Here is a 26183-nt window from a genome sequence, read left to right on the forward strand (position 1 = left end):
GCGGATGGCAGTTTCTACTTGAATAATGGGGTTACATCTGGCATATTGTCAAATGAACCGGACCTGGGCAGATGCCTTGGCGGGCGTGAGGGGAACAGCATGTGGCCCATCATCCATAACCCGAAGGGCGTTTTGCTGTCAGAGCAGGCCAAGGGACGGTTTTTGAAGGCTGGGGGTCGCATGAAGGTTCTGAAACTGGATGCTCAAGGTGTTCCCCAATCCTGGCTGACGCTGGAGGAAGCCGTGTTGTGTTATGCAGCTGATCGCGTCTGCTGGGAGGCAGGGGAGCGAATTGCGCTGTTTCGCGGCGGGATCAACGCTGTGAGCGGCAGGCAATCGGTGATTACGGTCAATTCTATCATTGGCACGTTTGGCACGCCCCTGATCAATCCGTTTGACCTCAAGCCTGCACTGACCAATGAAAAGCTGTTTATCCGCGACCACAATATGTGTGCGTACTGCGGCAGCCAGCTTTCCAAAGAGGTGCTGACGCGCGAGCATATCATTCCTACATCCAAAGGCGGCGCAGATCACTGGATGAATGTGGTGACAGCCTGCCGTTCCTGCAACCATCGCAAGGCCAACCGCACGCCGGAACAAGCGCATATGAAGCTTCTGTTCGCGCCTTATGTGCCTTCCTTGTGGGAGGATTTCATTTTGCGGAACCGGCGGATTCTGGCTGACCAGATGGCGTTTCTGTGCTCCCGTTTGCCACGCGGTTCCCGCTTGCTGAACGCCTGAGTACAAGGCATCAGCGCTTTTTATACCGGAATTAGGTTGATAATCGGGTGTTCTCTGCCATAATCGGCATCGGAGCATTTGCGTGCAACGTCTGTTTGTTATATCTGATGCACAGGCTATCCTGTTAACCTGCTGTCTGGGCTGTTATTGATGATTAAAGTTTCCCATCTTTTTTATGATTATCCGGGGCTGCGTGCGCTGGACGATGTCAGTTTCGAGCTGCCGAGTCAATCCATTACCGCACTTGTCGGGCCGAACGGCGCAGGAAAAACAACCTTGCTGCGCAGCATGGTGGCGCTGGATGAGCCGACATCAGGCGAGATTCATATTGATGGTGTCAATGTATGGGAGCATCCCCGTGAGGCACATTTGCGCATGGGATATCTGCCGGACCATTTTGGTCTGTATCAGGAGCTTACAGCGTATCAGTGCCTGACGTATGCGGCCTGGACGCACGGGTTGCGTGGTGAGCAGATGAGGCAGGCCGTGCAATGGGCTATTCAGCAGGTGGGGTTGAAGGAGCAGTTACCCAAATTGGCCAGTACATTGTCGCGAGGTCAGCGCCAGCGTCTGGCATTGGCGCAGGCGATTGTGCATCGGCCCAAGGTGCTGTTCATGGATGAGCCTGCCTCAGGGCTGGATCCGGAGGCCAGAGCCGCTTTGTCATCATTGATGAAAAATCTGGCTGCGCAGGGAATGACGCTGTTGATCTCATCTCATATTCTGGCGGAGTTGGAAACCTACTGTACAGCCATGCTGGTGCTGGAGCAGGGGCGTATTCTGGCTTATCAGAAAATTGGCGATGGCGGTACTTCTGTCCCTGTGGGTTCAACAGGCAGGGTTGCAGACACTTCTGCATCTGCGGTGCAAAAGGAAAAAGTGCTGCGTATCAGCGTCAATCAGATGCAGCAAACACGTCTGGACAGTCTTTGCCAATGGCTGGCTGCCAGGGGGGTGAGGGCACAGGTTCATGAGGGCAAGGCTGTTCTGGTCAGTACGCATTTTGCGGATGAAGCGGCACAAACACAATTGCTGCGTGATTTGCTGGCAGATGGCTGGGAAATCATTGAATATGCACCGCAGACACAATCATTGCAGGACGTTTATATGCAGACTGTAGCAAGCCGTCGGCAGATGGGGGGTAAATGATGAAGCATTTAGAAAACTACAGTTTGCATCTGGGAAATCCGGAATTAACGCGTAACTTCTGGCAGGAGCTGACACCGCATCGGCTGATTGCTATTCCCATTATTCTTGGCCTGATTGTGATGCTGATCAATGCGTCTGTACGCTCAAATGCCGGGCAGGTCTTGATGGGGGTTGGCTCAACAGGATTTTTGTTTGTTGCTGTTTTCTGGGGCATGAAACTGGCTTCTGATTCTTTGATTCAGGAGTATTCCGAAGGCACCTGGGATTCACAGCGCATGTCAGGCTTGCTGCCGATGCAGATGGTCTGGGGCAAGCTGCTGGGCAGCACGGTCATGGCCTGGTATGCTGGGTTGATGCTGCTGTGCCTGTTCATCTGGGGCGCGTTTTCGGCAAACGAGTCTTTGAACCCAGGGCTGGTTATCAAACTGGCTTTGTGCATGGTGGTATTTGCTGTGACGATGCACGCCATGTGTATGGCTTCTTTGCTGGCTTTATGGCGCAAACGGGATCGGCAACTGTCCAAAAACATGCGAGGTACAACCATTGGACTTGCCTTGATTGCAGTATGGTTTGGGTCTGCAGTGATGCCTTTTACCGGCATGGGGTTCTATCGTGCCAGCAGGGGAGAAGAGCCGGCCATAGCATGGTTCGGGTTGGAAATATCGCTTTCCAGCATTTTGCTGGTGACTGCAGTCTGTATGATGGCCTGGATGCTGATCAGTGTGTGGCAACTGATGCGTTCTGAACTGCAGTTTCGTAACCGCCCCTGGTGGTGGCTGGGATTCCTGTTGTTCTGGATGTTTTATCTGGCAGGTTTTGTTAATGAAGACTGGGTTTTTAAGGGGAGGCTGGGCAATCCCTGGTTAAGCTATTTGCTTGGCTGTTTTTTATGTATTGTGTTGACGGTTTATATGCAACTGTTTTTTGCACGCAAGGATGCGATGACCTGGTTGCGGTTTTCAACAGCTTTCAAGCGTAGAGATTGGGGTAAATTGTCTAATCTGTTTCCGGCCTGGGGAACCAGTTATTTGGTCGCGATGGTTGTCGGGGTGATTTTGCTGGTATGGACCATGGTCATGCCGTTTGCAGGCTCTGGTTATTATTCTGCAGCAAACCTGACACTGGGCACGGTGTTGCTTGTGGTGTCTACATTGCTTTTTGTTCTGCGTGATATTGCACTGGTGTTGTGGTTGAACCTGGCAGAAAAGAACCGGCGGGCTGATGCGGCTGCAGTGATGTATCTGGTTGTACTGTACATGTTGCTGCCGTGGCTTTTGATCAGCATGACAAGTCCTAAGGCCAGATTCTTGTTTCTCCCCATTTTTGAAGGGTTGTATTCCGACGTATCTGTGCTCTACCTGCTTTCACCGTTGTTGCAGGCGGCCATCATGGTGGGCCTGGTTTTGGATCGTTGGAAAAGCCGGAAGGGCCATATTCTGAACGGATGATGGAGATAGCAGCAACAGCAGACTGAGAAGGGCGGTTGTCTTTCGATAGCTGCTTTATATGCTGTTGCTTTAAAACCAGAGCGCTGAGTGCGAGGGGTTGTATTCTTTGAGGTTAGACGGGCCTGTGTAGGCTTTCAGGGGGCCAAGCTCCAGCAAGGTAAAGTAGCCGTTATCTGGCAGCCAGCCACCTGTGTCGATGAAATAAGTGTTGCCTAAGACGCACATGGTTGGTACAGGCGTGTGCCCATGGATGGCTGCACGGATATTGCGGATAGGCTCGGTGTAATGCCGAGACAGGCGCTCACGCGACCATTGGCAAAACATGGCCTCGCGGGAATCGATGTTGCGGTGCTCCATCTGCAGCCAGTCATCGTAAGGAAAATCTGCATGCGCCAGTCCTACCGGACCTTCCCGGGTTTCCACTTCGATGATGATGGGGAGCTGTTCAAACGCTTTTTGGAGCTGAAGCTGTTCTTTTTCTGATAAATCGTAAAGCCATTTGCCGCCGTGCGCTGCATGATCGGCAAAATAATTGGGCTTGCCCCGGATGGCCCAGATCACCATGGACTCATGGTTTCCCTGAATGGCATGGAACCAGGGTTTTTCCAGCCATTCCAGAGCCAGAACCGATTCAGGCCCACGGTCAATCAAGTCTCCCACACAGAACAGCCGGTCGGTTTTGGGATTGAAGTTGACGGTATCGAGTGCGTTTTCCAGCCTGGTAAAGCAGCCATGGATATCCCCGACGGCAAAGTCGCGTCCATGCTTATTAACGCTGAAGTATTGTGTATGCGTATACATGGTGGCTGTCAATCATATATTTGGTGTCATACCAGAACTTAACGTATACCAATAAACAGAAAACGGGTGCAGTGCTTGTTGGAAATCAGCTTTCCACAGTCAGACGTGAAATGTAAATAGAAGATTTGGCTTGACTGTCTGGCTGTTTCAGGCACCGACATGGTATACACGTGTGGGCTTAAATTCAAAATTTAAAGAGCCGAGTTTTAAAAAATGCCGTCATTAAATGACCCTCCTCATTTTGTGTTTCGCTTCTATTCTTGTGCAACCGGACGTTCAGGGCTGGCACTCCACTCGCTCCATGAGCCCGGGTATAGTGCAGCCATGTTAAAGCCGGCGTGTACCATAGACAACAGGTTATGGCATGCAGAAACGCCTGAGCCGCATTGATGCACCACGGTATCTAGTGGGTGGTTATTCAAAATTTGTACCCACTCCTGGTGCAACTGCTCCGGGGCTTTGAAAGTGCCGTCAGCTTGCAGATTCTGCTTAAAAAACCGGTTAATTGCCCCTGGAATGTGCCCTGCAGCAGGATCCAGTGGTTCAACCTCGCCCCGGAAACGTTCTGGCGCACGTGCATCAATGATATAGAGTTGTGACGAGCCCAGGCTTCGAAGAATCTGGTCGGCATTGACCGTTGGCGTTAAAGGCTGTTGTGCCTGAAAATTGCCTTCGGGCCGAGCCGGGGGCAATTCGGTATTCAGGGGGCCGCCCTTGTTTTTCCAGGCGACCAGCCCTCCGTCCAGAACACGCACATGAGCGTGCCCTAACCACTGTAATAACCACCACAAGTGTGCTGCGAACATGCTGTCCTGCTGGTCATAGACAATGATTGATGTGTTTTGGTTAACCCCCAGCGTGCGTAATTTCTGGGCCAGCGTTTCACGCTCGGGTAATGGGTGACGGCCATTGGTTCCGGTTTTAACACCGCATAAGTCCTTGTCCAGGTCCAGAAAAACAGCCCCTGGCAGGTGGTTTTGCGCATACTGTTGCTGCCCGGCCTGCGGGTTTGACAGGTCAAAACGGCAGTCAATGAGCAGAATATCACCTGCTGGAGTTTGCTGCGCCTGCTGAAGTTCAGCGACAGAAATTAAGGGAGAGGGTTGCATACTTGTCACATTGGGCCAATGAAGTTGTCTACTGATGTAATAATATAGGGAATTGGCTTTGTCATGTCAGCACTTATTGTTTTGAAGGGCGAAAATGTCAAAGATTTCACATCTTATGTTGCTATGTTGTTATGTCTGCACTGAAAATTCTGGTTACCAATGACGATGGCTATCTGGCGCCAGGCATTCATGCACTGGCTCAGGCATTGAGTTCTTTGGCTAAAGTCGAGGTGGTGGGCCCGGAGCAAAATTCAAGCGGAATGTCCAGCAGTTTGACCCTGAATAGGCCACTACAGGTGTTTCAGGCCCGGGAGGGGGTTCGGTTTGTTAACGGAACACCTTCTGACAGTGTGCATATTGCCCTGACAGGGTTATTGGGGTACCGCCCTGACCTGGTGGTGGCCGGTATCAATAATGGTGCCAATATGGGGGACGACACGATTTATTCCGGGACCGTTGCCGCAGCACTGGAAGGGTATTTGTTTGGTATTCCGGCGATTGCGTTTTCACTGGTGAAACGGGGCTGGGAGCATCTGGATACGGCGGCACAGGTCGCCAAAGATCTGGTGGGCAGCCTGGCTGCTTCCAAACTGATCGGACCCAGTGCCATTGAGCCGCCATGGCTGCTCAATGTGAATGTGCCCAATGTGCCGTATGAGCAGCTCCAGGGAACAGAGATTACCCGCTTGGGCAAGCGGCATGCCAGTGAGCCTGCCATTCAGACGCATAACCCGTATGGTGAGCTGATTTACTGGATAGGCAAATCCGGTACTGCCAAGGATGATGCGCAAGGCACCGATTTTCATGCCGTGACCAGCAACCGGGTGTCGGTAACACCTTTGCGCTCGGATTTGACAGATTACCAGGGCATGCGCCGGTGGGAGTCCGTTTTATGAGTGCTGCGGATACGCCCGGTACGCCCAAAAAGAAGCGCTTTCCGGTCACGCTGGATTTGCAGGCGCCGGTTCAGCCGGCCCGCCCGCCTGGCACCAAGGTTGGTGCCAAAGCAGGGAGTGCTGCGCGTCCTTCCGGTCCGGTGGGAAACGTGGCGGGGGCTTCTGCAAGGGCCGGCATTGCAGGCAATGAGGATTCTCTGCGTGTACGCATGGTTCAGCGCCTGTCTCAAAACGGTATCCGTGATGAGCGCGTTTTACAGGCCATGGCTCAGGTGCCGCGTCATTATTTTGTGGATACGGCCCTGATCAGCCAGGCGTACGAAGACACCAGCCTGCCGATCGGGCTTGGTCAAACCATTTCTAAACCGTCTGTGGTTGCGCGTATGCTGGAGCTGATCATGCCCAAATCCGGCGCATCGCTGCAAAGGGTGCTCGAAATTGGGACCGGCGGAGGCTATCAGGCTGCGGTATTATCCTTGTTGGCCAAAGAAGTGTATAGTGTTGAACGGCTGAAAGGGCTGCATGAGCGTGCCAGAGTGAACTTAAGGCCATTGCGGCTTGGCAATGTGCATTTGATTTACGCTGATGGTATGCTTGGATTTGCTTCCGGTGCGCCTTATGATGCCATTATTGCGGCGGCTGGCGGGGAGGATCTTCCGGCTTCGTGGCTCGAGCAGTTGGCTGTAGGCGGCTGTCTGGTGGCCCCGATTGCATCCGGGGCCGGTATGCAGGCACTGGTCAAAGTGGAGCGGACTGAACAGGGGTGGCAAAAATATGTGCTTGAAGCTGTGCAGTTTGTGCCCTTAAAATCAGGGACATCATAAAATAGTATCTAATTTATTTATTTCAGAGGTATCACATATGGCCAGATCGCGCGGCGGTTATCTTTTTTTGCTGATTGCTTTGAGCGCTGTTTTGTCAGCATGTACATTGACTGGCACTGATAGGGCACCGATTGTAGATGCAGGCACTTCTACCGGGGGTATGACGGGTAGTGGTTCTGCAGAGGCTGTTTATTACACAGTTCAGCCGGGAGATTCTTTGCGTAAGATTGCGATTCAGTTCGGGCAAAGCTGGCAAAATATTGCGGCCTGGAACAACATGGCAGACCCCAATGTATTGAAGGTCGGGCAGCGCCTGCTGGTGGTTCCCGCTGGTGGCGTCGCACCAGAGAGTACACCACCTACCAATACCGCAGCAGCCCAGAATCAGCCGCAGGCTACGGGCAGCGGGCAGATTGAGGCGGCTACCAGTACAGTGTCCAACCGCATGGACTGGGCCTGGCCGGCCAAAGGGCAGGTGGTTGCCAACTTTGATGGCGGCAGCAACAAGGGGATTGATATTGCCGGCAATGCCGGAGACCCGGTTTATGCCGCAGCCGATGGCCGTGTAGCGTATGTCGGTGGCGGGTTAAGGGGCTATGGCAACCTGGTGATCATCAAGCACAATGATGTTTTTGTGACCGCATATGCCCATAACCAGAAAATCCTGGTACAGGAAAACCAGGTGGTACGCAAAGGCGACCAGATTGCTGAAATGGGCAATACAGATGCCAGCCGGGTAATGTTGCACTTTGAGGTGCGGCAGCAAAACCAGGAGGGCAGCAGCCCGGTTGATCCCCTGAAATTCCTGCCGGCCCGATAACGGCTCGAACAGCACATCCGTTGTGTTGCAAAGGCTGCCTTAATTAAGTAAGGCAGCCTTTTGATTTTGTGTATCCGAAAGATTTAATAACTGCCGTTAAAATGCGCTGTTGACGAATGTTTGAAAATCATAACCATGACCGTACAGAATCACGATGAGAAGACCTCCTTAGCCGGCAATACCGCTGATGCCCCGGTTCCGGTGAGTACAGATGCTAAAACATTGCCGGATGAATGGCTGCAGGTGGAATCTCTGGATCTGGAGGCACAGGGTATTGCGCACAACCATGCAGGGAAAGTGTTGTTTATTGAAGGTGCTTTGCCCGGAGAGTCGGTACAGGTGGATGTGCGGCGCCGTAAAAACCAGTGGGAGGCAGCCACTGCCAGAGTGATCCGGCGGGAGAGTGCGCTGCGTGTGAAACCGCGCTGTCCCCATTATGGTGTATGCGGCGGGTGTGCAATGCAACACTTTCACCCGGTGGGGCAGATTGCTGTGAAGCAGCGGGTGCTGGAAGATAACCTGTGGCACCTGGGCAAGGTTAAAGCGGATATGGTTTTGCGCCCGATTGAAGGGCCTGCCTGGGGCTACCGCTGGCGCGCACGTTTGTCCGTACGTCATGTGTATAAAAAAAATACGGTGCTGATCGGTTTTCGGGAAAAACGATCGACCTATGTGGCAGATATGCAGACGTGTGAAATTCTGCCGCCGGATGTCAGTGCATTGCTCATGCCTTTACGCGACCGGATTATTTCCATGGATGGTTGTGACCGCATTCCGCAGATTGAACTGGCAGTAGGCACTTCGGTGATTGCGCTGGTGGTTCGGCATCTGGAGCCATTGACCGCGGAAGATGCCCAGCGGCTCAGGCAGTTTGCTGACGGGCATTCGCATGGCAGAAAAATCCAGTGGTGGTTGCAGCCCAAGGGACCCGATACGGTGCATCTGCTGGATCAGCCCGACACGGCAAGTGAACAGCTTTCTTATGCCTTGCCTGAATTTCGTGTCACCATGCCATTCAAGCCGACAGATTTCACGCAGGTCAATCCATTCATCAACCAGGTGCTGGTGAGCCGGGCTGTACGTGCACTGGATATTCAGCCGCATGAGCGGGTGATTGACTGGTTTTGCGGGCTGGGGAACTTTACGCTTCCCATGGCAACACAAGCCAGAGAAGTTCTGGGCATTGAAGGCAGCGAAATACTGGTCGCCCGTGCGCAGGAAAATGCTTTGTTCAACCAGCGTGAAAATACCCGCTTTGCGGCCTGCAATCTGTTTGAGGTGGAAGTGCAGAACCTGCTTCAATACGGTGTGGCAGAAAAATGGCTGGTTGATCCCCCGCGCGAAGGAGCGTTGGCTTTGGCCAAAGCCCTGGCACAGCTTCATCAGGAAAAACAGGAGGGGAAGCACAGCGACTTTATGTTGCCGCAGCGAATTGTTTATGTGAGCTGCAATCCGGCAACACTGGCGCGTGATGCAGGGTTGCTGGTGCACCAGGCCGGGTACTGTTGTTCAGCAGCCGGGGTGATCAATATGTTTCCGCATACAGCGCATGTGGAAAGTATGGCGGTGTTCGATTATCTGGGATAAAACACGTGATGAAGGCATAAAAAAACGGGCCATGACAGCCCGTTTTCTCACTAGCACGAGGAAGGAAATCAGTCGTCTCCGCCAAAGATGCCAAGCAAAGACAGCAATGACTGGAAAATGTTATACAGGCTCACATAGATGGACAATGTTGCACTGACGTAATTGGTTTCGCCACCATCAATAACACTTTTCACGCTATACAGCAGGAAAGCGGTGGAAATACCCATCACCAGGAACAATAGGGCAATCATCAACGGGCTGGATTGGAAAAAGAAGAAATTGCCGATCCCAATGACAATCGCCATGATCAGACCTACGGACAGAAATTTGCCCCAGGATGACAGATCACGCTTGATGACGGTTGCCAGTGATGCCATGACAAAGAAAATCAGACCTGTGCCGCCGAACGCCAAAGCGATCAGTTCTGCGCCATTGCTGTAACGCCAGAGCACAAACGAGATCAAGCGAGAGAGCATCAATCCCATAAAGAAAGTGAATACCAGCAGCAACACCACGCCGACAACGGATTCTTTGGTTTTTTCAATGGCGAACATCAGACCATACGCACCCACAAAGAATACGATCAGCGACACGGTCGGGCTCATACGGAGCAGTCCGAAATAGTGGCCAACGACTGCGCCTAAAACGGTTGGTACCATTGATAAAGCCAACAGCCAATATGTGTTGCGCAGCACACGGTTACGCTCCTCGGCTGAAACGGCATAACCATAGTCTGCAGTCTGCAGATTATTATTCATAAATCAGGGCTCCTTAACTGCTCTGTTTTGGGGTGTTTGATAACCAGAAAACTGGAACGGTTATAACTATAATGCATTGACAGCGTATATGGGTATTTTTCTTGATTTTACAAGGGAATTTTTGTAAACCACACCCTGTACAGGCTGTCCAAAACGGTTGTAACCGGCGCCAATGTTCTGATTATATCAGTTATTTACGCGAATTTGCCTGCGTTTTATCACATGTGATTTCTGTTTGCAACCGCCAGCTTGGTTAAGCAGCGTTGGCGTGTTCAGAGAAAATATGATCATCGTAAAAAAGCGCTTGGCTGGCTCAATTGATCATCAGGTAAAACCTTTTCATCAATCTTGTGGCTGAGCAAAAAAACGACCCCCTGTTGTGTCAGGCTAATGGAGAAATACAGAGAGTCGTCCCCACGATGATCTTTCCTTAACTGATATTTATTTGGTCAATATCAGTTTTCCAAATTTGGTAGCTCTTAACTGGTAAACGGCGCCATTGTGAGCAATTGAGACCGCTTTGGCACCCTGCAGCAGAAAATGGCTATGAACAATGTGCTCTACATTCTGCGCTGCCTTTGTTTGCGTAGCAGCGTTTGCCAGTGATGAATCTCGACGCAGTGTTAAGGTTTTCATGATTTTTTGAGGAATAAATAAATTTCATTCGTTAACGTAATGATAATCATTTTCATTTAAAAAGCAAGAATAACCTTTGACCTATGTGGTTATATGGGTATGTCTGTATGCAACAGGCACTGTGTTTCGATGCCCACAAATCTCAAAAAGCAGAACATATGCATGAACTGAGTTGCTGTTGCTGGTGCGGAAAGGGCCAGCAGAATGCCGGAAGAGGTACTTTTTGTGAGGACGCGGCGCATAGCGCAGGCCGCGATTTGGAGACGTTATGCATCCATAGATGCTGCAAAGAGCAGATGGTAGATGGGCGGTAACGAAAAATCAGGGTGTAGGAGCTGCTAATGCTGCCATGCTGGATGCAGCCGCGTGCTCATGAGAAGAGTGGCATTGCCCGATGACGCTTTTGGCGCAGTCGGCACAGCGCCCGCATTGGGTCGCAACACCCAGTTCAAACTGGACTTCATCAAACCCCATGCCCTGCTGGGCACAGTCGGTAATTTCGCGATCCGAGATACGGCGGCAGACGCAAACGATCATGATGAGGTTGTTCCTGTAACAATGTGACGTCAATTATAAATGAGAATTATTATCACTCTTATTAATTTTATCTATTTCCCCCCACATAAACAGGGGTGTTTGATGATTAAGCGGTATATGAGTTGTTTTGTACCGTGCTCTGCTTTTGACAGGTGCAGCGCGGCCAGTCGCCATTGGCGCAATGGTAAAGACAGATGCAGGCTCTTGATGTCAGATCGCTTTCAGTACTAAAAAAGGCGTTATGGCGCTGATGTGCGGTTGCGGGGGGGCGCTGGTGTTTGTAAAAGGTTGCAGCAATACAGCGCTTAATGTGTTGGCCGATGCATACACGCAAATGGCAAACAGGGGTGGGGCGAACTGCCAATTCATACTCTTTGATGCAGACAAGGCAGAGTAGCCAGCGATGGGTATATGCACGTGGAATAATGCCCCATCTGATGCAGTTCAGCTACGTATTTTGGCAGTTATCAGGCAGATGAGTTTCCGTCCGGTACTGGCGTAGCAAAGTGGATGACTGCATTTTTATTTTGTGATGGCGGTATTTATGAGTTTCAGCGCCGGGCGTTTTTTCCTGGGTTCTTTCTTAAGTTTTTGTTCCGTAGCAGCCATGGCAAATGGTTTTGCCATCAATGTGCAAAGTGCCAGTGGTGTTGGTACCGGAGAGGCCGGGCGCGCATCAACCGCACTGGATGCGACAGTGATCTATGGCAATCCGGCGGGCCTGGTCAGGCTTGACCGTCCACAACTGGTTTCGGGCTTTGGTTTTGTCAAGGCGGATGTGGGCATCTCTGATGCCTGGGGTATGACGGCAACCGGGTCGCCGGTGGTGGGAACCAACCAGGGAGATTCGGTTCCTGATGTGTATGTGCCGTTTGCTTTTGCCTCAACGCCGATCAATGACCGCTGGGCTGTCGGCATTGGCATTTATGTGCCTTTTGGACTGATCAATGATTATGAGCCTACATTCATGGGGCGCTATCATGGGGTTCACAGCAAAGTATCGGTGGTGACGATACAGCCGACGGTCAGCTTCAAGGTGAATGACCGCCTCTCAATCGGATTCGGGCCGACCATTAACCGCATTTCCGGCCGCTTGAAGAATAACATGGATGCACGGATGCTCGGCGGTGGCGAAGGGATGGTGGATATCAAAGGTTCTGACTCGGGCGTTATGGGGTTTAATTTTGGGGTCATGTTTGACCCCACAGACTTCACAACGCTCGGGCTGACCTACCACTCCCGGGTTGATTACAAGCTGACTGGCAGGACCCGTTTTTCTGGTTTGGGCGGGTCGCTGGCGGCGGTGAATGGGCGCTATGATGCCAACCTGGATGTCACATTGCCGGAATCGGTGGATATGGCGATTACCCAGCGGCTTTCCGACAAGTGGACTGTTTACGGTGGCGCAACCTGGACGCGCTGGAGCCGCTTTCAGGCGCTGGATATCTACAACACCGGTATGCCGGTTGCATCTTTAAGGCATCTGAACGAGAAGTTCAACTGGGAAAATACGTGGTCATTTGCCCTTGGTGCGTCTTACCAGATCCGTCCGGAGCTGGTTTTGCGTGCCGGCCTGACTTATGATCCTTCGCCAACCAACAGCGAATACCGGAATGTGCGCATCCCGGTAGGCGATCGGCACATTTTTGCTTTAGGTGCGGGCTGGACACCTACGCCGGACTGGACATTTGATTTCGCCTATACCTACCTGTGGGAAAATACGGCCACCATCAACCAGCCGGTTAAGAGTGCGTTTGTTCCCTCTTATCATGCCCGCTATAAAAACAGCGCGCACGGGTTTGCTTTTCAGGTGACACGGCGTTTTTGAACCGGACAAAAGCGGTTGCCAGGGCAGGCAAATAAAAGGTTCATTTTTGGAAAGCGGCTGAAAAAAAAGGAGAACCTGCGGGTTCTCCTTTTTGATGATGTCAGGTTATCTTCAGGCTGTCTGGCTCAGACTTTGAACGCCTTGACCTGGGGAATAAAGCTGAAGTGTTTGCTGACCACGGCAACGATTTCATTATCGGTCAGGCCTGCGTAGCGGATATTTTCCAGGAATTCAGGGAAGTCATTAAAGTGATCGCTGTCCACAGACAGAATCTGCATGACGCATGACAACCGGTTATCGACAGCCGGGCGGCGATAAGTAATTTTGCTTTCAATCGCGTTGCTGATGCTGATCATCAATGGTGCCAGTTCATTGGCGCCTTGCAGCCAGTATTGCTGCGCAGCAAAGATGCCTACTTTTTCATGTGCCGTCAATTCATCTGGCTGAAGACGGGCAAGCAGGTCAAACATGCAGTTGATAACCAGCTTGGTGGCTTGCTGGTCATCGTGGTTGACTGATCCATCTTCGCGGTAAAAATAGTGCTGAATGATGTCGAACACATTCCACAGTGGATCCTGTGAGGATCTCGGTTTTTTAGCGTCGTGAGGGTGCATAACCATTGTTGGCCTCCATCGTGAGACGATAGACAAGTATAAGTTAAACCATTTTAACGAGAAGATAAATAGCTGGAATGTAGTGATGTCAAGCTTTCACCACATATCACAGGTATTTTCCCACAAAACAACAGCTCATTAATCCGGGGGTGGTTTTCCCCCCAGTATCGGCATTTTTTAAACCCAATATATTCTTTGAATATATATGCTTCATAGCGATATGGCAATTGGTGTACATGTGTTTAATGGGGTAGTAATGACATAGATCAATCAGGAGATTTCCTCGCATTCATGGAATGCATGTTTTGTTTGGCCTTTCTCCATTTTCTGGAAAGCAACAGACAGCATCAGTTTAATGCGGTTGAGCTGATTGACTTCCGAAGCGCCGGGGTCGTAGTCCACCGGCGTCAGGTTGGCCTGCGGGTAACGTTCTTTCAGTGCTTTAAGCACCCCCTTGCCGGTGACATGGTTGGGCATGCAGGCAAAAGGCTGCATGCAGATGATGTCATCCACACCTTCTTCAATCAGGCTGACCATTTCGGCAGTCAGAAACCAGCCTTCACCGGTCTGGTTGCCGCGTGAAAGTATGGGTGCGGCGCCAAATGCCAGCTCATCAATGGTGTGGGGCGGGGTAAAGCGTTTGCTTTGTGCCAGTGCCTTGCGCATATCCTTGCGGTAGAACTCCATAGCCTTGACAGCCAGGTTCCCGGCCAGTGCTGCCAGCCTGCTCTTGGAGAGGTACTGGTGCTTATAGTCGTAGTCGTAAGCGCAGTACAGCAAGAAGTCCATGATGCCCGGCATGACGGCTTCGCAGCCTTCCTGTTCAATGATGTTGACCAGGTCGTTGTTGGCCGTGGGGTGAAATTTCACCAGAATTTCACCCACCAGCCCGATGCGGGGCTTGCGGACATGTTCCAGCAGTTCCAGCTTGTCAAAATCCTGCACAATGCCATGGATGTTTTGTTTGAATGTCTTGAAATCGGCTTTGAATATGGCTTCTTTGCACCGCTCAACCCATTTGTAATAAAGAGCATTGGCCGAGCCGGGTATTTTTTCGTAAGGACGGGTTCTGAACAGTACCTGTATCAGGGTATCGCCATAGGCGGCAGACATCATCATGCGGTTGAGCATGGGCAGTGAGAGTTTAAATCCCTCGTGCTTTTCCATGCCCAGCGCATTGAGCGAGAGCACCGGAATATCGGGATACCCTGCATCATACAGCGCTTTGCGCAGAAAGCTGATGTAGTTGGTGGCCCGGCAGCCGCCGCCGGTCTGCGAGATCATGACCGCTGTTTTGGACGTGTCAAACTCGCCTGAATTGAGTGCTTCAAGGAGCTGCCCGATCACAATGATGGCGGGGTAACAGGCGTCGTTATTGACAAAGCGCAGCCCGGTATCAATGGCAGTTGCCGGAACATCCTGCAGAATTTTCAGGTTGTAACCACAGGCTTTGGCCGCGTTGTCAAAGAACTGAAAGTGTATCGGCGACATTTGCGGCGCAATGATGGTGTAGCCTTCCTTCATTTCTTTGGTGAAGGTGTTGCGCTTGTATTTGGACGGGAAGAAGCGGATGGGCTGTTCCGGCAGGTCTTTGACCTGGCGCTCATTCAGTGCAGCTTTCAGCGAGCGGATGCGGATACGCGCTGCCCCCAGGTTATTGACCTCGTCAATTTTAATGGCGGTGTAGATTTTGCCTGCCGGCTCCAGCATTTCCTGAGCCTGCTCGGTCACGACCGAATCCAGCCCGCAGCCAAACGAGTTCAGTTGGATAAAATCCAGGTTTTTCGCTTTGGCAACCTGGCTGGCGGCCCGGTAGACGCGGCCATGGTAAGTCCATTGGTCGATCACCCGTAACGGGGTGTCCATTTCCTTGGACAGGTGGGCAATGGAATCGTCCGAGAGCACCGCCATGCCCAGGCCTGTGATGACCTGCGGAATGCCGTGGTGAATTTCGGGGTCCATATGGTAGGGGCGGCCTGAGAGCACAATGCCATGGATGCCGTTTTGTTCCAGATAGGCCAGGGCCTCTTCGCCTTTTTGCTGCACGTCCTGGCGGTAGTTTTCCTGTTCAGCCCAGGCAGCAGACAGGGCCTGCTTGATTTCTTTGCCGGTAATGCCCATGGGCTTAAAAATATCCACCAGGCGTTTGGCGAGCTTGTCTTTGTTTTCCAGCGACAGGAACGGCTGGATGAAGTGGATGTTCTTTTCTTTCAGCAGGTCGATGTTGTTGCGGATCAGCTCCGGGTAGGACGTCACAATCGGGCAGTTAAAGTTATTGTGGCTGTCGGTAAACTCTTTGAATTCGTAAGGAACACACGGATAGAAAATGGTTGGAACTCCCTGGTTGACCAGATCCACAATATGCCCGTTGGCGAGCTTGGCCGGATAACACATGGAGTCTGATGGCAGGGTATCGAGCCCCTGTTCCATCAGTGACTTGGAAGAGGGCGATGACAGTACAACCCGGAATCCGAGCTCGGTCAGGAATGTGAACCACAGCGGATAGTTCTCGTACATATTGAGTACGCGCGGAATGCCGATGGTGCCGCGTGTGGGTTGTTCCAGCTGTGTGTAATTGAACACCCGCTCATACTTGTACGCATACAAATCCGGCAGATTTCCGCTGCTGGCATGCTTGCTGCCCAGGCCGCGTTCACACCGGTTGCCAGTGATGAACTTACGCCCGTCGGAAAAACGGTTGACGGTCATGGCACAGGTGTTTTCGCATACTTTACAGCGCACCATGGCATGTTTGACCGAAAGTTCGTTGATGGCCTGCAGGCTCAGCATGGTGCTTTCTTCGGCACCCTGCCAGCGTTCTTTGGCAATTATGGCCGATCCAAAAGCCCCCATCAGCCCGGCAATATCGGGGCGCACGGCGTGGCGTTCCGAAACCAGTTCAAAGGCGCGCAGCACTGCATCGTTGTAAAACGTGCCACCCTGGACGATGACTTTTTGCCCCAGGTCTTGCGGGCCTTTGATTTTGATGACTTTGATCAGCGCGTTTTTGATCACGGCATAAGACAGGCCGGCCGAAATATCGGCCACGCTGGCGCCTTCTTTCTGCGCCTGCTTCACGCTGGAATTCATGAACACGGTACAGCGCGAGCCCAGATCAGCAGGAGCCTGTGATGTCAGCGCTGCCTGCGCAAAGTCGATAATCGGCATCTGCGCCGATTTGGCAAAGGTTTCCAGAAACGAACCGCAGCCCGAGGAGCAGGCCTCATTGAGCAGGATGTTGTCAATGACGCCATCCTTCACCCGCAGGCACTTCATGTCCTGCCCGCCGATATCCAGAATAAAGTCCACTCCAGGCAAAAAGTGGTTGGCCGCTTTGTAGTGGGCAATGGTTTCCACCTCGGAAAAATCGAGCTTGTAGGCCTCTTTGATCAGCGCCTCGCCGTAGCCTGTGACGGATGAGGCCGCAATGGTGGCAGTGGGGGGCAGCGAAGCGTATATTTTTTCCAGAATGGCTGCAACCACTTTAAGCGGTTCGCCTTCATTGCTGCCGTAGTAACTGTAAAGCAGCTCGTGGTTCTCGCCGATCAGTGCAGCCTTGGTGGTGGTGGAGCCGCAGTCGATACCCAAAAAGGCATTGCCGCTGTAAGTGGACAGATCAGCGCGTTTGGCACATGCATCGCTATGGCGTGCCGTGAAATCCTGGCGTTCCTGTTCATCGAGAAACAGGGGACGCAGTGTGCGCAGGTCGTTTTGCTGCTGTGCACGCATTTTTTCAAAGCTGGCCAGCATTTCCTGGAATGAAACGGCGGCTTCCGGTTTGCCATGCAGAGCAGCGCCTAAGGCGACGAACAGTTCGCTGTTGTCCGGTTTGACAATATCTTCAGGTTGCAGTTGCAGGGTTTGTACAAAACGTTTTTGCAGTTCCGGCAAAAAGTTCAGCGGGCCGCCGAGGAATGCCACTTTGCCTCTGATCTTGCGCCCGCAGGCCAGGCCGCTGATGCTCTGGTGTGCCACCGCCTGGAAAATGGACAGGGCAATGTCTTCTTTGGCAACGCCCTCATTAAGCAGGGGTTGCACGTCGGTTTTGGCAAAAACGCCACAGCGCGCGGCAATCGGATAGAGGTTTTTGGCTTTTTGGGCCAGTTCATTCAGGCCGGTGGCGTCTGTCTGCAGAAGGCTGGCCATCTGGTCAATGAAGGCGCCTGTACCGCCGGCGCACGAGCCGTTCATGCGTTGTTCAATGCCGTTGGTGAAAAAGGTGATTTTGGCATCCTCACCGCCAAGCTCAATGCAGACATCGGTCTGGGGAATCAATGTTTCTACCGCTTTGGCGCAGGCAATGACTTCCTGGGTGAATTGGCAGCCGACCATCTGGGCAATATCCATCCCCCCGGAACCTGTGATGACCAGCGCCACAGGCTCCAGTGCCGAGATGATCTGGGCATGGTGCAGTTCCTGAATACAGCGCAGAACGGTTGCCCTTACTTCGGAGAGGTGGCGGGTATAGGTCTTGTAAAGGATATGGCAGCCCGAATCGATCACAACCACTTTGACCGTGGTTGAACCAATATCAACACCGATACGCAGGGGGTGTGTTAGCGCAGAGGGGAAAGTATCTTGAAATGACATGACCTGTTTTACCTTGATAATGAAGTTATTCTATGAAAAAGTGGGGTGAAAAAGAACCGATACGGTATAGGGGTTTTACGGATGCGATTTTTCTGCAACAAGGGTTGCTTTTTTGTAACCTGGTTTCGCAGGCATTGTGAATCTGGCATGTTCAGTGGTGTACATCAAGCATTTCCTTTCTGAGAGGGGTTAACACGCCCTGGTGAATGCATTGTCATTTTGGGTGGGAATTCTGGAAGCCTATTTCTGAAAAGTATCTGATTAATATACTCAGAGTATCCATTGGAGATATTTCTGGCCGAATAACCTTGGGCGTGATGGCTGACAGAGGCATTTAAACAGGGGCAATGCCTGAGTGACGGATAATCCGTATGGTGACGGGGCGGGCTTGAATGGCTGTTTTGGATAGAAGCTCTTTGAGAATTCAGATATCAGATTGACAAGGCAAATAGATAATGACTTTTTTATGGCACGATTATGAAACCTTCGGTATCAATCCCAGGCAGGATAGGCCGGCACAGTTTGCCGCCATCCGTACCGATGAGCAGCTCAACGAAATTGGCGAGCCGCTTATGCTGTACTGCCGGCCTGCGCCGGATTATCTGCCGGACCCGGTGTCGTGCCTGATCACCGGCATCACGCCGCAGTATTGCCTGGCACATGGCCTGCCTGAATACCAGTTTGCAGCGCGTATTGAAAAAGAACTGGCGGCATCCGGCACCATCGGAGTGGGCTATAACACCATCCGGTTTGATGACGAGGTGACGCGCTTCATGTTCTGGCGCAACCTGATCGACCCTTATGCGCGGGAATGGCAGAATGGTTGTGGGCGTTGGGATCTGCTGGATGTGGTGCGCACCGCCTATGCCTTGCGGCCTGATGGCATTGAATGGCCGGTCAATGCAGATGGCATGACCAGCTTCAAGCTGGAGCATTTAAGCGCTGCCAATGGCTTGTCGCATGAAAGTGCGCACGACGCCTTGTCGGATGTGCGGGCCACCATTGCGCTGGCACGGCTGGTGCGTGAAAAGCAGCCTAAACTGTTTGATTTCTGCCTGGCCTTGCGGCGTAAAGACCGTGTGGCGCAGGAGTTGCGCCTGCCGGTAACGCAGGACAGCGCCCGGCCTTTTCTGCATATTTCAGGCATGTTTTCGCCTGAGCGCGGTTGCATGGCGATCATGTGGCCACTGGCCACGCACCCGGTCAACCGCAATGAATTGCTGGCGTGGGATTTGAGTGCCGACCCTTCTGAACTGGTGGGACTGAACAGCGAGGAAATTCGTGCTCGTTTGTTTACCCGGACGGATGATCTGCCTGAAGGGGTGACACGCCTGCCGATCAAAGGCGTGCACCTAAATAAATCACCCATAGTGATCAGCCACCTGAAAACGCTCAGCCCGCAAATGGCAGAACGCTGGGGAATTGATGTGGCGCAGGCGATGGCCCATGCGCTTAAAGCGCAGCAACTGCCTGATATGAGCGCGATCTGGGCAGAAGTGTATGCACGCGATGCTTCAATGCCGCAGCCTGATGTGGATGGTGATTTGTATGGCGGCTTTCTGGGCGATGAAGACCGGCGCCGCCTGCAACGCATCAGGCAGATGACGCCGCAGGAACTGGCGGCTGAACGTCTGGGGTTTGACGATGAGCGGCTGATGGAACTGGTATGGCGTTACCGCGCCCGCAATTACCCTGAGACATTGTCAGCAGAGGAAAAACAGGGTTGGCATCAGCACTGTATGGATCGGCTGCTGAACGGTGCAGGCGCAAGCCGTACCATTGCACAGGTACAGGATCAGATTGATGCGCTGAGCATGGAGCGTGAAGAGCGGGAAGATGAACAGGCCATGCGCGATATGCAGGTTTTGGAAGCGGTTTATGATTATGTGCATTCACTGGTTGAAGAAGAATGAACAGGCAGTGCCGTGGGATTTAAAACGCAGGAAGAGATCAGATGCGTAAATATCGGGGTGTGATTATCGGGCTGGTTGCCGCACTGGTGGTTGTGGCGGTGTTGGTGTATGTTTACCGCAATGACATATCGCCACGCCATGCCACGCTGGTGCTCAGCGGCAATGTGGATATACGCCAGGCGAATCTGGCATTCCGGGTGGGCGGCCGTGTCAAGGAAGTGCTGGTGGATGAGGGCGACGTGATTGGCCAGCCCGGGCAGTTGCTGGCGGTGATTGACGCAGAACCACTGCAAAACGCATTGGACCAGGCACAGGCCAACCTGACCGCGGCTGAAGCCAATCTGGCGCTGATGACTGCCGGTTACCGCCAGGAAGATATTGCCCAGGCCCGTGCACAGCTACAAACCCAGCAGGCACAACTGGTGAACGCGCAGAAAATGCTTGCACGCCAACAGCAATTGGCGGGTACCGGGGCGATTCCGGCCAGCACACTGGATGATGCGCGTGCTGCACGCGATCAGGCGGCCGGGCAGGTGGAAGCCGCACGGCAGAATTATGAGGCGCTGAGCCGCGGCTACAGAGTGGAAGAGGTGGAGCAGGCCCGTGCTCAGGCCGAGCAGGCCCGTGCGGCCGTGGCAACAGCCCGGTTGCAGCTAGAAGACGCGCAGTTAACCGCGCCTTCTACCGGTGTGATCATTACCCGCGCGGTGGAGGTGGGTTCGATGGTATCGGCAGGCACCACGGCGTTCACCCTGTCGCTCAATGACCCGGTGTGGGTGCGCGCTTATGTGGAAGAGCCTGACCTGGGGCGCGTAGCGCCGGGAACTGCCGTGGTGATTTATACCGATAGCTCGGATGGTAAGACCTATGAGGGCGTGATCGGTTTTGTTTCACCTACCGCTGAATTCACACCCAAACAGGTGCAGACGCAGGATTTGCGTACCGGCCTGGTATACCGCATCCGTGTGGTGGTGCGCAACCCTGATCAAGGTTTGCGCCAGGGGATGCCGGTAACGGTGAAATTGGCGGCCGATGCATCATCTTAAATGGCAGGAAACATGCAGCCCTCTGCCCAGCTAGCCCAGCCTGTCAATCAGCCGGGGCCGTCGGATGCCATTGTGATTGAGGGGCTCAGGCACAGCTTTGACCTCAAGCTGGAAGATGCGCTGCATGATATCAATCTGCGCATACGCGCTGGTGTGATCACCGGGCTGGCCGGCCCCGATGGTGCCGGTAAAAGTACGCTGATGCGCATCATGGCCGGGTTGCTGGTGGCAACTGAAGGCAAATTGCAGGTGGCTGGGGTGGACCCGGTTAAGCAGATGAATGACCTGCACTGGCGCGTTGGTTATATGCCGCAGAAGTTCGGTTTGTATGAAGACCTGAGCGTCATTGAGAACCTGCGCCTGTATGCCGATTTGCGCAATGTCACAGGTGCCGCGCGGGATGAGCAGTTTGAGCGGCTGCTGACAATGACCGACCTCAAACGCTTTACCACCCGCATGGCAGGCAAGCTCTCTGGTGGCATGAAGCAAAAGCTCGGGCTGGCCTGCACCCTGCTGGGCCGGCCACAGGTGCTGCTGCTGGATGAGCCTGGCGTTGGGGTGGACCCGATTTCCCGGCGAGAGCTGTGGAAAATGGTGAGCGACCTGGCTAGCCAGGGCATGGCAGTGGTATGGGCTACCGCCTATCTGGATGAGGCGGAACTGTGTGACGACCTGTGCCTGATGAACCTCGGCAAGGTTATGTTCAACGGGCCGCCCAAAGACGTTGTGGCGACCATGCAGGGCCGTTGCATACAGGTGCAGAAAATCGATGGCAACCGCCGCCATGTATTGCAGCGTGCGTTACTGCTGCCCGATGTGGTTGATGGTGTGATTCAGGGCTCCAGTGTTCGCCTGGTAATGAAAAAACAGCATCAGCAGCCTGACCTGCAGGAAATTCAGGCCGGTGAGCATGCGGTTATACAGGAAGTGACGCCACGGCTGGAAGATGCGTTCATTGACATGCTGGGCGGCGGGCCGCATGAAGTCTCGGTGCTGGCCCAGCACATGCCGCAGGTGGAGCTGCCTGCCAATGTCGACCCCGATGCAGTCATTGAAGTGAACAACCTGACACGCCGGTTTGGCAGTTTTGTGGCGACCGACCATGTCACGTTCAAGGTGCGCAAAGGAGAGATTTTTGGGTTGATCGGCCCAAATGGGGCGGGCAAATCAACCACCTTTAAAATGCTCTGCGGGCTGCTGCCTATCAGCGAAGGGCAGGCCAGGGTAATGGGGGTGGACCTGCGCAAAAGCGCGGCGCAGGCACGACAGCGGCTGGGTTATATGGCGCAGAAATTCTCTTTGTACAGCAACCTGAGCGTGCAGCAGAACCTGGCTTTTTTCTCGGGCATTTATGGCCTGCGGGGCGCCGAGCGGCAGGAGCGCATGGCGGAAATGGTCAGTTGTTTTGCCCTGAAAAACTATTTGCACGCTAAAACCGGTGATCTGCCATTGGGTTTTAAACAGCGGCTGGCGCTGGCGTGTGCTTTGATGCATGAACCGCAACTGCTTTTTCTGGATGAGCCCACTTCCGGTGTCGACCCGGTAACACGCCGTGAGTTCTGGGGCCATATCAACGGGCTGGTGGACAAGGGCGTAACGGTGCTGGTAACCACGCACTTCATGGATGAAGCCGAATACTGCGACCGGATTGCGCTGATTTACCAGGGTCAGGCAATTGCCATTGGCCCGACCGATGAGCTCAAACGCCAGATTGCCTCAGCGGATTTGCCTGACCCGACGATGGAAGATGCGTTTGTTGACCTGATCATACGTAAAGAGCAGCAGAATGCGGCAAACCAGCAGGAGCAGGCGGCATGAGCGATCACGGTATGCCTTCTTCCGCTGATGAAAAAGCGCCGCCCACAGCGCAGAATCGTCATGATCATTTTTCATGGCGCAGGCTCAGGGCACTGTGCTGGAAAGAGATGCTGCAGATTGTGCGCGACCCCAGCAGCATTGCCATTGCGGTGGTTCTGCCGATTATGCTGATAGTGATTTTTGGTTTTGGCATCAGTCTGGATTCCAACCGGCTGCGCGTGGGTGTGGTGGTTGAAGATAACGGCATGCATGCACAGCGGTTTGTGGCTGCGGTGGCGGCATCGCCTTATATGGAAGCTACCGTAGGATACTCGCGCGTGCAGATGCAGGCGATGATGGACGAGGGCAAGGTTTACGGGATGCTGGTGGTGCCTGCCGATTTCTCTGAAAAAGTGGAGCAAGGATTGGCGCAAGGACCGGGGCAGGCGGTGATTCAGGTACTGGCCGATGGTTCGCAGCCCAATACGGCGAACTTTGTTGTCAGTTATGCGCAGGGGGCCTGGCTGACCTGGCAGCAGGCGACGTTACAGGATGCCGGAGAAAAACTGGCCGTCAGCATTGATCCGGTGGTGCGTTACTGGTTTAACCCGACCACGGATAGCCACAATTTCCTGATTCCGGGAGCCATATCGGTCATCATGACCATCATTGGCACACTGCTGACATCGATGGTGATTGCCCGTGAATGGGAGCGTGGCACGATGGAGGCGCTGCTGGCCACGCCGGTGACCAAGCTGGAACTGCTGCTCTCCAAAGTGATTCCCTATTACCTGCTGGGAATGCTGGCGATGCTGATCTGTATTGCCATGGCCACAGGCCTGATGAATGTGCCGCTACAGGGCTCTTTACTGGTATTGTGCGTGACGGGCAGCCTTTTTCTGGGCAGCGCGCTCGGCATGGGGTTGCTGATATCGGCCATTACTCGTGAGCAGTTCAACGCGGCTCAGGCGGCGCTGAATGCGGCTTTTTTGCCGGCGGTGATGCTTTCGGGCTTTATGTTTGAAATTGCCAGCATGCCGCAGGTGGTGCAATGGATCACCTACATCATTCCGGCGCGGTATTTTGTTTCCATCCTGCAAACAGTATTTCAGGCCGGTGAAATCTGGGCCGTCATTGGGCTCAATACCTTGTTTTTGGTGTTCTCTGCCATTTTCTGGCTTGGGCTGACGGCGCTCAAAATGCGGCGACGGCTGGACAGGTGACAAATCATGTGGGCACGTATCTGGATTTTGGTCATTAAAGAACTGCAGCAACTGTGGCGCAGCCCGCAAAGCCGCCAGTTACTGATCATGCCGGTGCTGATGCAGTTGCTGGTATTTCCGTTTGCAATGACGCTGGAAGTGAAAAACAGCACACTGGGCATTTATAACGAAGACCGTGGCGCCGCATCGGTGGAGCTGATTCAGCGGCTGAGTGCGGCCAGCGCTTTTCCCAAAGTGCTGATGATTTATGACGAAACCACGCTGCAACAGGCTATTGACACCCAGCAGGTGGCACTGGTGATCAGGTTTCCGCAGGATTTTTCGCGCAAGATTGCAACCGGTCAGCCAGCGCAGATACAGGCGCTGATTGACGGCAGACGATCCAACAGCGCGCAGATTGCTTTCAGCTATGCGCAGGATATTGTGCAGAGTTATGCGCAGGAGGTTTCGCCGCAAAAACCGCTGGCTACACTGGCGGTGCGTTACGCCTACAACCCGAACCTGGAATACCAGTGGTTTGTACTCTCCAGCCTGGTGGCGATTCTGTCTACGGTGGGGGCGTTGATTGTGACGGCACTGTCGCTGGCGCGCGAGCGGGAAGAAGGCACGTTTGACCAGTTACTGGTCACACCGTTGACCACCGGCTACATCATGATGGGCAAAATCATCCCCGGTATTCTGGTGGGCATGGGGCAGGGGCTTGTCGGTGCATTGTGTGCCGTGGTTTTTTACCAGGTGCCTATGACCGGCAACTGGCTGTTGCTGGTGCTGGCCATGTTTTGTTATGCGCTGGCACTGGTCGGAGTCGGGCTGTTTATTTCGTCATTTTGTGCCACGCAGCAGCAGGCGTTTCTGGGGGTGTTCTGTTTCATGGTGCCATCTATTACCCTATCCGGTTTTTTTGCGCCTACTGATAACATGCCGCCGATTTTGTACGCCATCAGCCAGTGCAATCCTCTGACGTATTTCATTCAGGCATCTCAAGGTATTTTTTTGAAGTACTTTACTTTTGCACAGGTCTGGCCGCTGCTGTGGCCGATGGTGCTGATTTCCGGCGTAACGCTGAGCGCGGCGTATGCGCTGTTTTACCGTAAAACGGCAACCTGACAGCCACCGGTTTCCGGTGGGTGTTCAGTGTAAAAGCCAGTCGGCATAAAACGCAATGAATTCACGCGGAACAGAATAGATATCGCGCCATTCGACATAGTTGGGACTGTAGCCCTGCACATCGGCAAAGCCTGCGCGCCTGACCAGCATGGCACTGCGCAGAACATGAAAATACTGTGACACGACAATCACGCTGGAAAAGTGGTACTGGGATTGCAGTGTTTTGAGGTTCTGAGCGGTTGCCAGCGTGTTGTTGCCGAGGTTGTCGACAATGATTTTGTCTGCAGGGACGCCTTGCGCAAGCAGGTAGTCGCGCATTTTGTTGCCCTCGTAATGCCCTTCTTTGCCCAGTCCGCCGCTCACTACAAGGTATTCAACCAGGCCACGCTGGTACAGCTCGTAACCGGCGGCAAGCCGTTGTTCCAGGCGCTCGGACAGGGTACCGTCGACATTGACTTTGCTGCCTAAAATCACTGCGGCATCAGCCGGGTGGGTGGGCTGGCGGGTGCCGACATAAATGCTGTAGCCGGTATGGACAATGAACCACAGTCCTGCAAGCAGGATAAAACAGAGGCTAAATTTTACCCAGCGGGCACGCATACGTACAAAACAAGCCATGGCAGATAAATGGACGGGGTTGTTGCAATGATCGTAATCTCAGGCACTTATTTTAATGGCCTTTGGTGTCACGGGCAGTGAATATACGACGGCCCCATGCGATATGCAGGGAAGAATAGAACGGAAGAAAACTTTTTTTGA

General features: G+C 53.2%; 21 protein-coding genes. 13 read left to right on the forward strand and 8 right to left on the reverse strand.

Translation table 11 applies throughout. The features are described 5' to 3' along the window. The first annotated feature begins 180 nt into the window (after positions 1 to 180). The 3 genes from AACY98_RS01295 to AACY98_RS01305 all read left to right on the forward strand — a co-directional run bounded on the left by AACY98_RS01295 (position 181) and on the right by AACY98_RS01305 (position 3338). Positions 181 to 741 carry an HNH endonuclease gene (locus AACY98_RS01295; RefSeq protein ID WP_126979778.1) on the forward strand — a complete coding sequence of 187 codons (561 nt, stop codon included), beginning with the start codon at positions 181 to 183 and terminating at the stop codon, positions 739 to 741. Between the two features lie 150 nt (positions 742 to 891). After that, positions 892 to 1890 (forward strand): ABC transporter ATP-binding protein, encoded by a 999-nt coding sequence (locus tag AACY98_RS01300; protein WP_339800571.1) that lies wholly within the window; start codon positions 892 to 894, stop codon positions 1888 to 1890. After that, positions 1887 to 3338, forward strand: a complete 1452-nt coding sequence (locus tag AACY98_RS01305) for a hypothetical protein (RefSeq protein ID WP_339800574.1) — start codon at positions 1887 to 1889, stop codon at positions 3336 to 3338. The genes AACY98_RS01300 and AACY98_RS01305 overlap by 4 nt, the downstream gene beginning before the upstream one ends. A gap of 69 nt (positions 3339 to 3407) precedes the next feature. Here AACY98_RS01305 and AACY98_RS01310 read toward each other — a convergent pair whose 3' ends face one another. Both AACY98_RS01310 and AACY98_RS01315 read right to left on the reverse strand, forming a co-directional pair. After that, positions 3408 to 4139, reverse strand: a complete 732-nt coding sequence (locus tag AACY98_RS01310; protein WP_339800577.1) for a metallophosphoesterase — start codon at positions 4137 to 4139, stop codon at positions 3408 to 3410. 254 nt (positions 4140 to 4393) lie between these two features. Continuing rightward, complete coding sequence (locus tag AACY98_RS01315) at positions 4394 to 5248, reverse strand: sulfurtransferase (protein ID WP_339800579.1); 855 nt, start codon at positions 5246 to 5248, stop codon at positions 4394 to 4396. Between the two features lie 140 nt (positions 5249 to 5388). Between AACY98_RS01315 and surE the strand changes: the two genes are divergently transcribed. From surE to rlmD, 4 genes are all read left to right on the forward strand, one after another. Further along, positions 5389 to 6144: a 5'/3'-nucleotidase SurE gene (gene surE / locus AACY98_RS01320; protein WP_339800971.1), complete on the forward strand. Its 756-nt coding sequence runs from the start codon at positions 5389 to 5391 to the stop codon at positions 6142 to 6144. After that, entirely contained in the window at positions 6141 to 6968 is an 828-nt protein-coding gene (locus AACY98_RS01325) for a protein-L-isoaspartate(D-aspartate) O-methyltransferase (RefSeq protein WP_339800581.1), read from the forward strand. The genes surE and AACY98_RS01325 overlap by 4 nt, the downstream gene beginning before the upstream one ends. Positions 6969 to 7005: 37 nt before the next feature. Then, the gene (locus AACY98_RS01330; RefSeq protein ID WP_339800584.1) at positions 7006 to 7788 is read left to right on the forward strand and encodes a peptidoglycan DD-metalloendopeptidase family protein; all 783 of its coding nucleotides are present in this window, start codon (positions 7006 to 7008) and stop codon (positions 7786 to 7788) included. 135 nt (positions 7789 to 7923) lie between these two features. Beyond that, positions 7924 to 9375, forward strand: a complete 1452-nt coding sequence (gene rlmD / locus AACY98_RS01335; protein WP_339800587.1) for a 23S rRNA (uracil(1939)-C(5))-methyltransferase RlmD — start codon at positions 7924 to 7926, stop codon at positions 9373 to 9375. A 68-nt stretch (positions 9376 to 9443) separates the two neighbouring features. Here the strand turns inward: rlmD and AACY98_RS01340 are convergent, their stop codons facing one another. The 3 genes from AACY98_RS01340 to AACY98_RS01350 all read right to left on the reverse strand — a co-directional run bounded on the left by AACY98_RS01340 (position 9444) and on the right by AACY98_RS01350 (position 11306). Continuing rightward, positions 9444 to 10133, reverse strand: coding sequence for a Bax inhibitor-1 family protein (locus AACY98_RS01340; protein WP_126979771.1), 690 nt, complete (start codon positions 10131 to 10133; stop codon positions 9444 to 9446). 441 nt (positions 10134 to 10574) lie between these two features. Next, positions 10575 to 10769 carry a hemin uptake protein HemP gene (hemP, locus tag AACY98_RS01345; RefSeq protein WP_126979917.1) on the reverse strand — a complete coding sequence of 65 codons (195 nt, stop codon included), beginning with the start codon at positions 10767 to 10769 and terminating at the stop codon, positions 10575 to 10577. A 321-nt stretch (positions 10770 to 11090) separates the two neighbouring features. Then, entirely contained in the window at positions 11091 to 11306 is a 216-nt protein-coding gene (locus AACY98_RS01350; RefSeq protein WP_339800591.1) for a (2Fe-2S)-binding protein, read from the reverse strand. A gap of 544 nt (positions 11307 to 11850) precedes the next feature. Here AACY98_RS01350 and AACY98_RS01355 point away from each other — a divergent pair. Next, positions 11851 to 13134, forward strand: coding sequence for an OmpP1/FadL family transporter (locus AACY98_RS01355; RefSeq protein ID WP_339800594.1), 1284 nt, complete (start codon positions 11851 to 11853; stop codon positions 13132 to 13134). Positions 13135 to 13259: 125 nt separating this feature from the next. Here the strand turns inward: AACY98_RS01355 and AACY98_RS01360 are convergent, their stop codons facing one another. Further along, a complete protein-coding gene (locus AACY98_RS01360; protein ID WP_339800597.1) occupies positions 13260 to 13754 on the reverse strand; it encodes a hypothetical protein in 495 nt (164 codons plus the stop codon). A 264-nt stretch (positions 13755 to 14018) separates the two neighbouring features. Beyond that, a complete protein-coding gene (locus AACY98_RS01365) occupies positions 14019 to 18338 on the reverse strand; it encodes an acyl-CoA dehydratase activase-related protein (protein ID WP_339800599.1) in 4320 nt (1439 codons plus the stop codon). Between the two features lie 455 nt (positions 18339 to 18793). On the opposite strand from AACY98_RS01365, the gene sbcB reads away from it, so the two are divergent. Genes sbcB through AACY98_RS01390 form a run of 5 tightly spaced genes read left to right on the forward strand, consistent with a single transcriptional unit; the run spans position 18794 to position 25424 of the window. Then, positions 18794 to 20251, forward strand: coding sequence for an exodeoxyribonuclease I (gene sbcB / locus AACY98_RS01370; RefSeq protein WP_339800602.1), 1458 nt, complete (start codon positions 18794 to 18796; stop codon positions 20249 to 20251). Positions 20252 to 20292: 41 nt separating this feature from the next. After that, positions 20293 to 21297 (forward strand): secretion protein HlyD, encoded by a 1005-nt coding sequence (gene hlyD / locus AACY98_RS01375; protein ID WP_339800605.1) that lies wholly within the window; start codon positions 20293 to 20295, stop codon positions 21295 to 21297. Between the two features lie 12 nt (positions 21298 to 21309). Further along, positions 21310 to 23115: an ATP-binding cassette domain-containing protein gene (locus AACY98_RS01380; protein WP_339800608.1), complete on the forward strand. Its 1806-nt coding sequence runs from the start codon at positions 21310 to 21312 to the stop codon at positions 23113 to 23115. Then, on the forward strand, positions 23112 to 24317 hold the full coding sequence (locus AACY98_RS01385) for an ABC transporter permease (protein ID WP_423817500.1): 1206 nt from the start codon (positions 23112 to 23114) through the stop codon (positions 24315 to 24317). The genes AACY98_RS01380 and AACY98_RS01385 overlap by 4 nt, the downstream gene beginning before the upstream one ends. A gap of 6 nt (positions 24318 to 24323) precedes the next feature. Then, entirely contained in the window at positions 24324 to 25424 is a 1101-nt protein-coding gene (locus AACY98_RS01390) for an ABC transporter permease (RefSeq protein ID WP_339800611.1), read from the forward strand. 24 nt (positions 25425 to 25448) lie between these two features. Here the strand turns inward: AACY98_RS01390 and AACY98_RS01395 are convergent, their stop codons facing one another. Further along, the gene (locus tag AACY98_RS01395; protein ID WP_339800614.1) at positions 25449 to 26042 is read right to left on the reverse strand and encodes a YdcF family protein; all 594 of its coding nucleotides are present in this window, start codon (positions 26040 to 26042) and stop codon (positions 25449 to 25451) included. Between the last annotated feature and the right edge of the window lie 141 nt (positions 26043 to 26183).

This window comes from Saezia sanguinis (assembly GCF_963921665.1).
In the GTDB taxonomy this organism is placed as follows: domain Bacteria; phylum Pseudomonadota; class Gammaproteobacteria; order Burkholderiales; family Burkholderiaceae_C; genus Saezia; species Saezia sanguinis.

Bases quoted from the DNA above. Each gene is read 5' to 3' on its own strand.
- AACY98_RS01295 (WP_126979778.1), top strand. From the start codon at position 181: ATGAAGGTTCTGAAACTGGATGCTCAAGGTGTTCCCCAATCCTGGCTG.
- AACY98_RS01300 (WP_339800571.1), top strand. From the start codon at position 892: ATGATTAAAGTTTCCCATCTTTTTTATGATTATCCGGGGCTGCGTGCG.
- AACY98_RS01305 (WP_339800574.1), top strand. From the start codon at position 1,887: ATGATGAAGCATTTAGAAAACTACAGTTTGCATCTGGGAAATCCGGAA.
- AACY98_RS01310 (WP_339800577.1), bottom strand. From the start codon at position 4,139: ATGTATACGCATACACAATACTTCAGCGTTAATAAGCATGGACGCGAC.
- AACY98_RS01315 (WP_339800579.1), bottom strand. From the start codon at position 5,248: ATGCAACCCTCTCCCTTAATTTCTGTCGCTGAACTTCAGCAGGCGCAG.
- AACY98_RS01325 (WP_339800581.1), top strand. From the start codon at position 6,141: ATGAGTGCTGCGGATACGCCCGGTACGCCCAAAAAGAAGCGCTTTCCG.
- AACY98_RS01330 (WP_339800584.1), top strand. From the start codon at position 7,006: ATGGCCAGATCGCGCGGCGGTTATCTTTTTTTGCTGATTGCTTTGAGC.
- rlmD (WP_339800587.1), top strand. From the start codon at position 7,924: ATGACCGTACAGAATCACGATGAGAAGACCTCCTTAGCCGGCAATACC.
- AACY98_RS01340 (WP_126979771.1), bottom strand. From the start codon at position 10,133: ATGAATAATAATCTGCAGACTGCAGACTATGGTTATGCCGTTTCAGCC.
- hemP (WP_126979917.1), bottom strand. From the start codon at position 10,769: ATGAAAACCTTAACACTGCGTCGAGATTCATCACTGGCAAACGCTGCT.
- AACY98_RS01350 (WP_339800591.1), bottom strand. From the start codon at position 11,306: ATGATCGTTTGCGTCTGCCGCCGTATCTCGGATCGCGAAATTACCGAC.
- AACY98_RS01355 (WP_339800594.1), top strand. From the start codon at position 11,851: ATGAGTTTCAGCGCCGGGCGTTTTTTCCTGGGTTCTTTCTTAAGTTTT.
- AACY98_RS01360 (WP_339800597.1), bottom strand. From the start codon at position 13,754: ATGGTTATGCACCCTCACGACGCTAAAAAACCGAGATCCTCACAGGAT.
- AACY98_RS01365 (WP_339800599.1), bottom strand. From the start codon at position 18,338: ATGTCATTTCAAGATACTTTCCCCTCTGCGCTAACACACCCCCTGCGT.
- sbcB (WP_339800602.1), top strand. From the start codon at position 18,794: ATGACTTTTTTATGGCACGATTATGAAACCTTCGGTATCAATCCCAGG.
- hlyD (WP_339800605.1), top strand. From the start codon at position 20,293: ATGCGTAAATATCGGGGTGTGATTATCGGGCTGGTTGCCGCACTGGTG.
- AACY98_RS01380 (WP_339800608.1), top strand. From the start codon at position 21,310: ATGCAGCCCTCTGCCCAGCTAGCCCAGCCTGTCAATCAGCCGGGGCCG.
- AACY98_RS01385 (WP_423817500.1), top strand. From the start codon at position 23,112: ATGAGCGATCACGGTATGCCTTCTTCCGCTGATGAAAAAGCGCCGCCC.
- AACY98_RS01390 (WP_339800611.1), top strand. From the start codon at position 24,324: ATGTGGGCACGTATCTGGATTTTGGTCATTAAAGAACTGCAGCAACTG.
- AACY98_RS01395 (WP_339800614.1), bottom strand. From the start codon at position 26,042: ATGGCTTGTTTTGTACGTATGCGTGCCCGCTGGGTAAAATTTAGCCTC.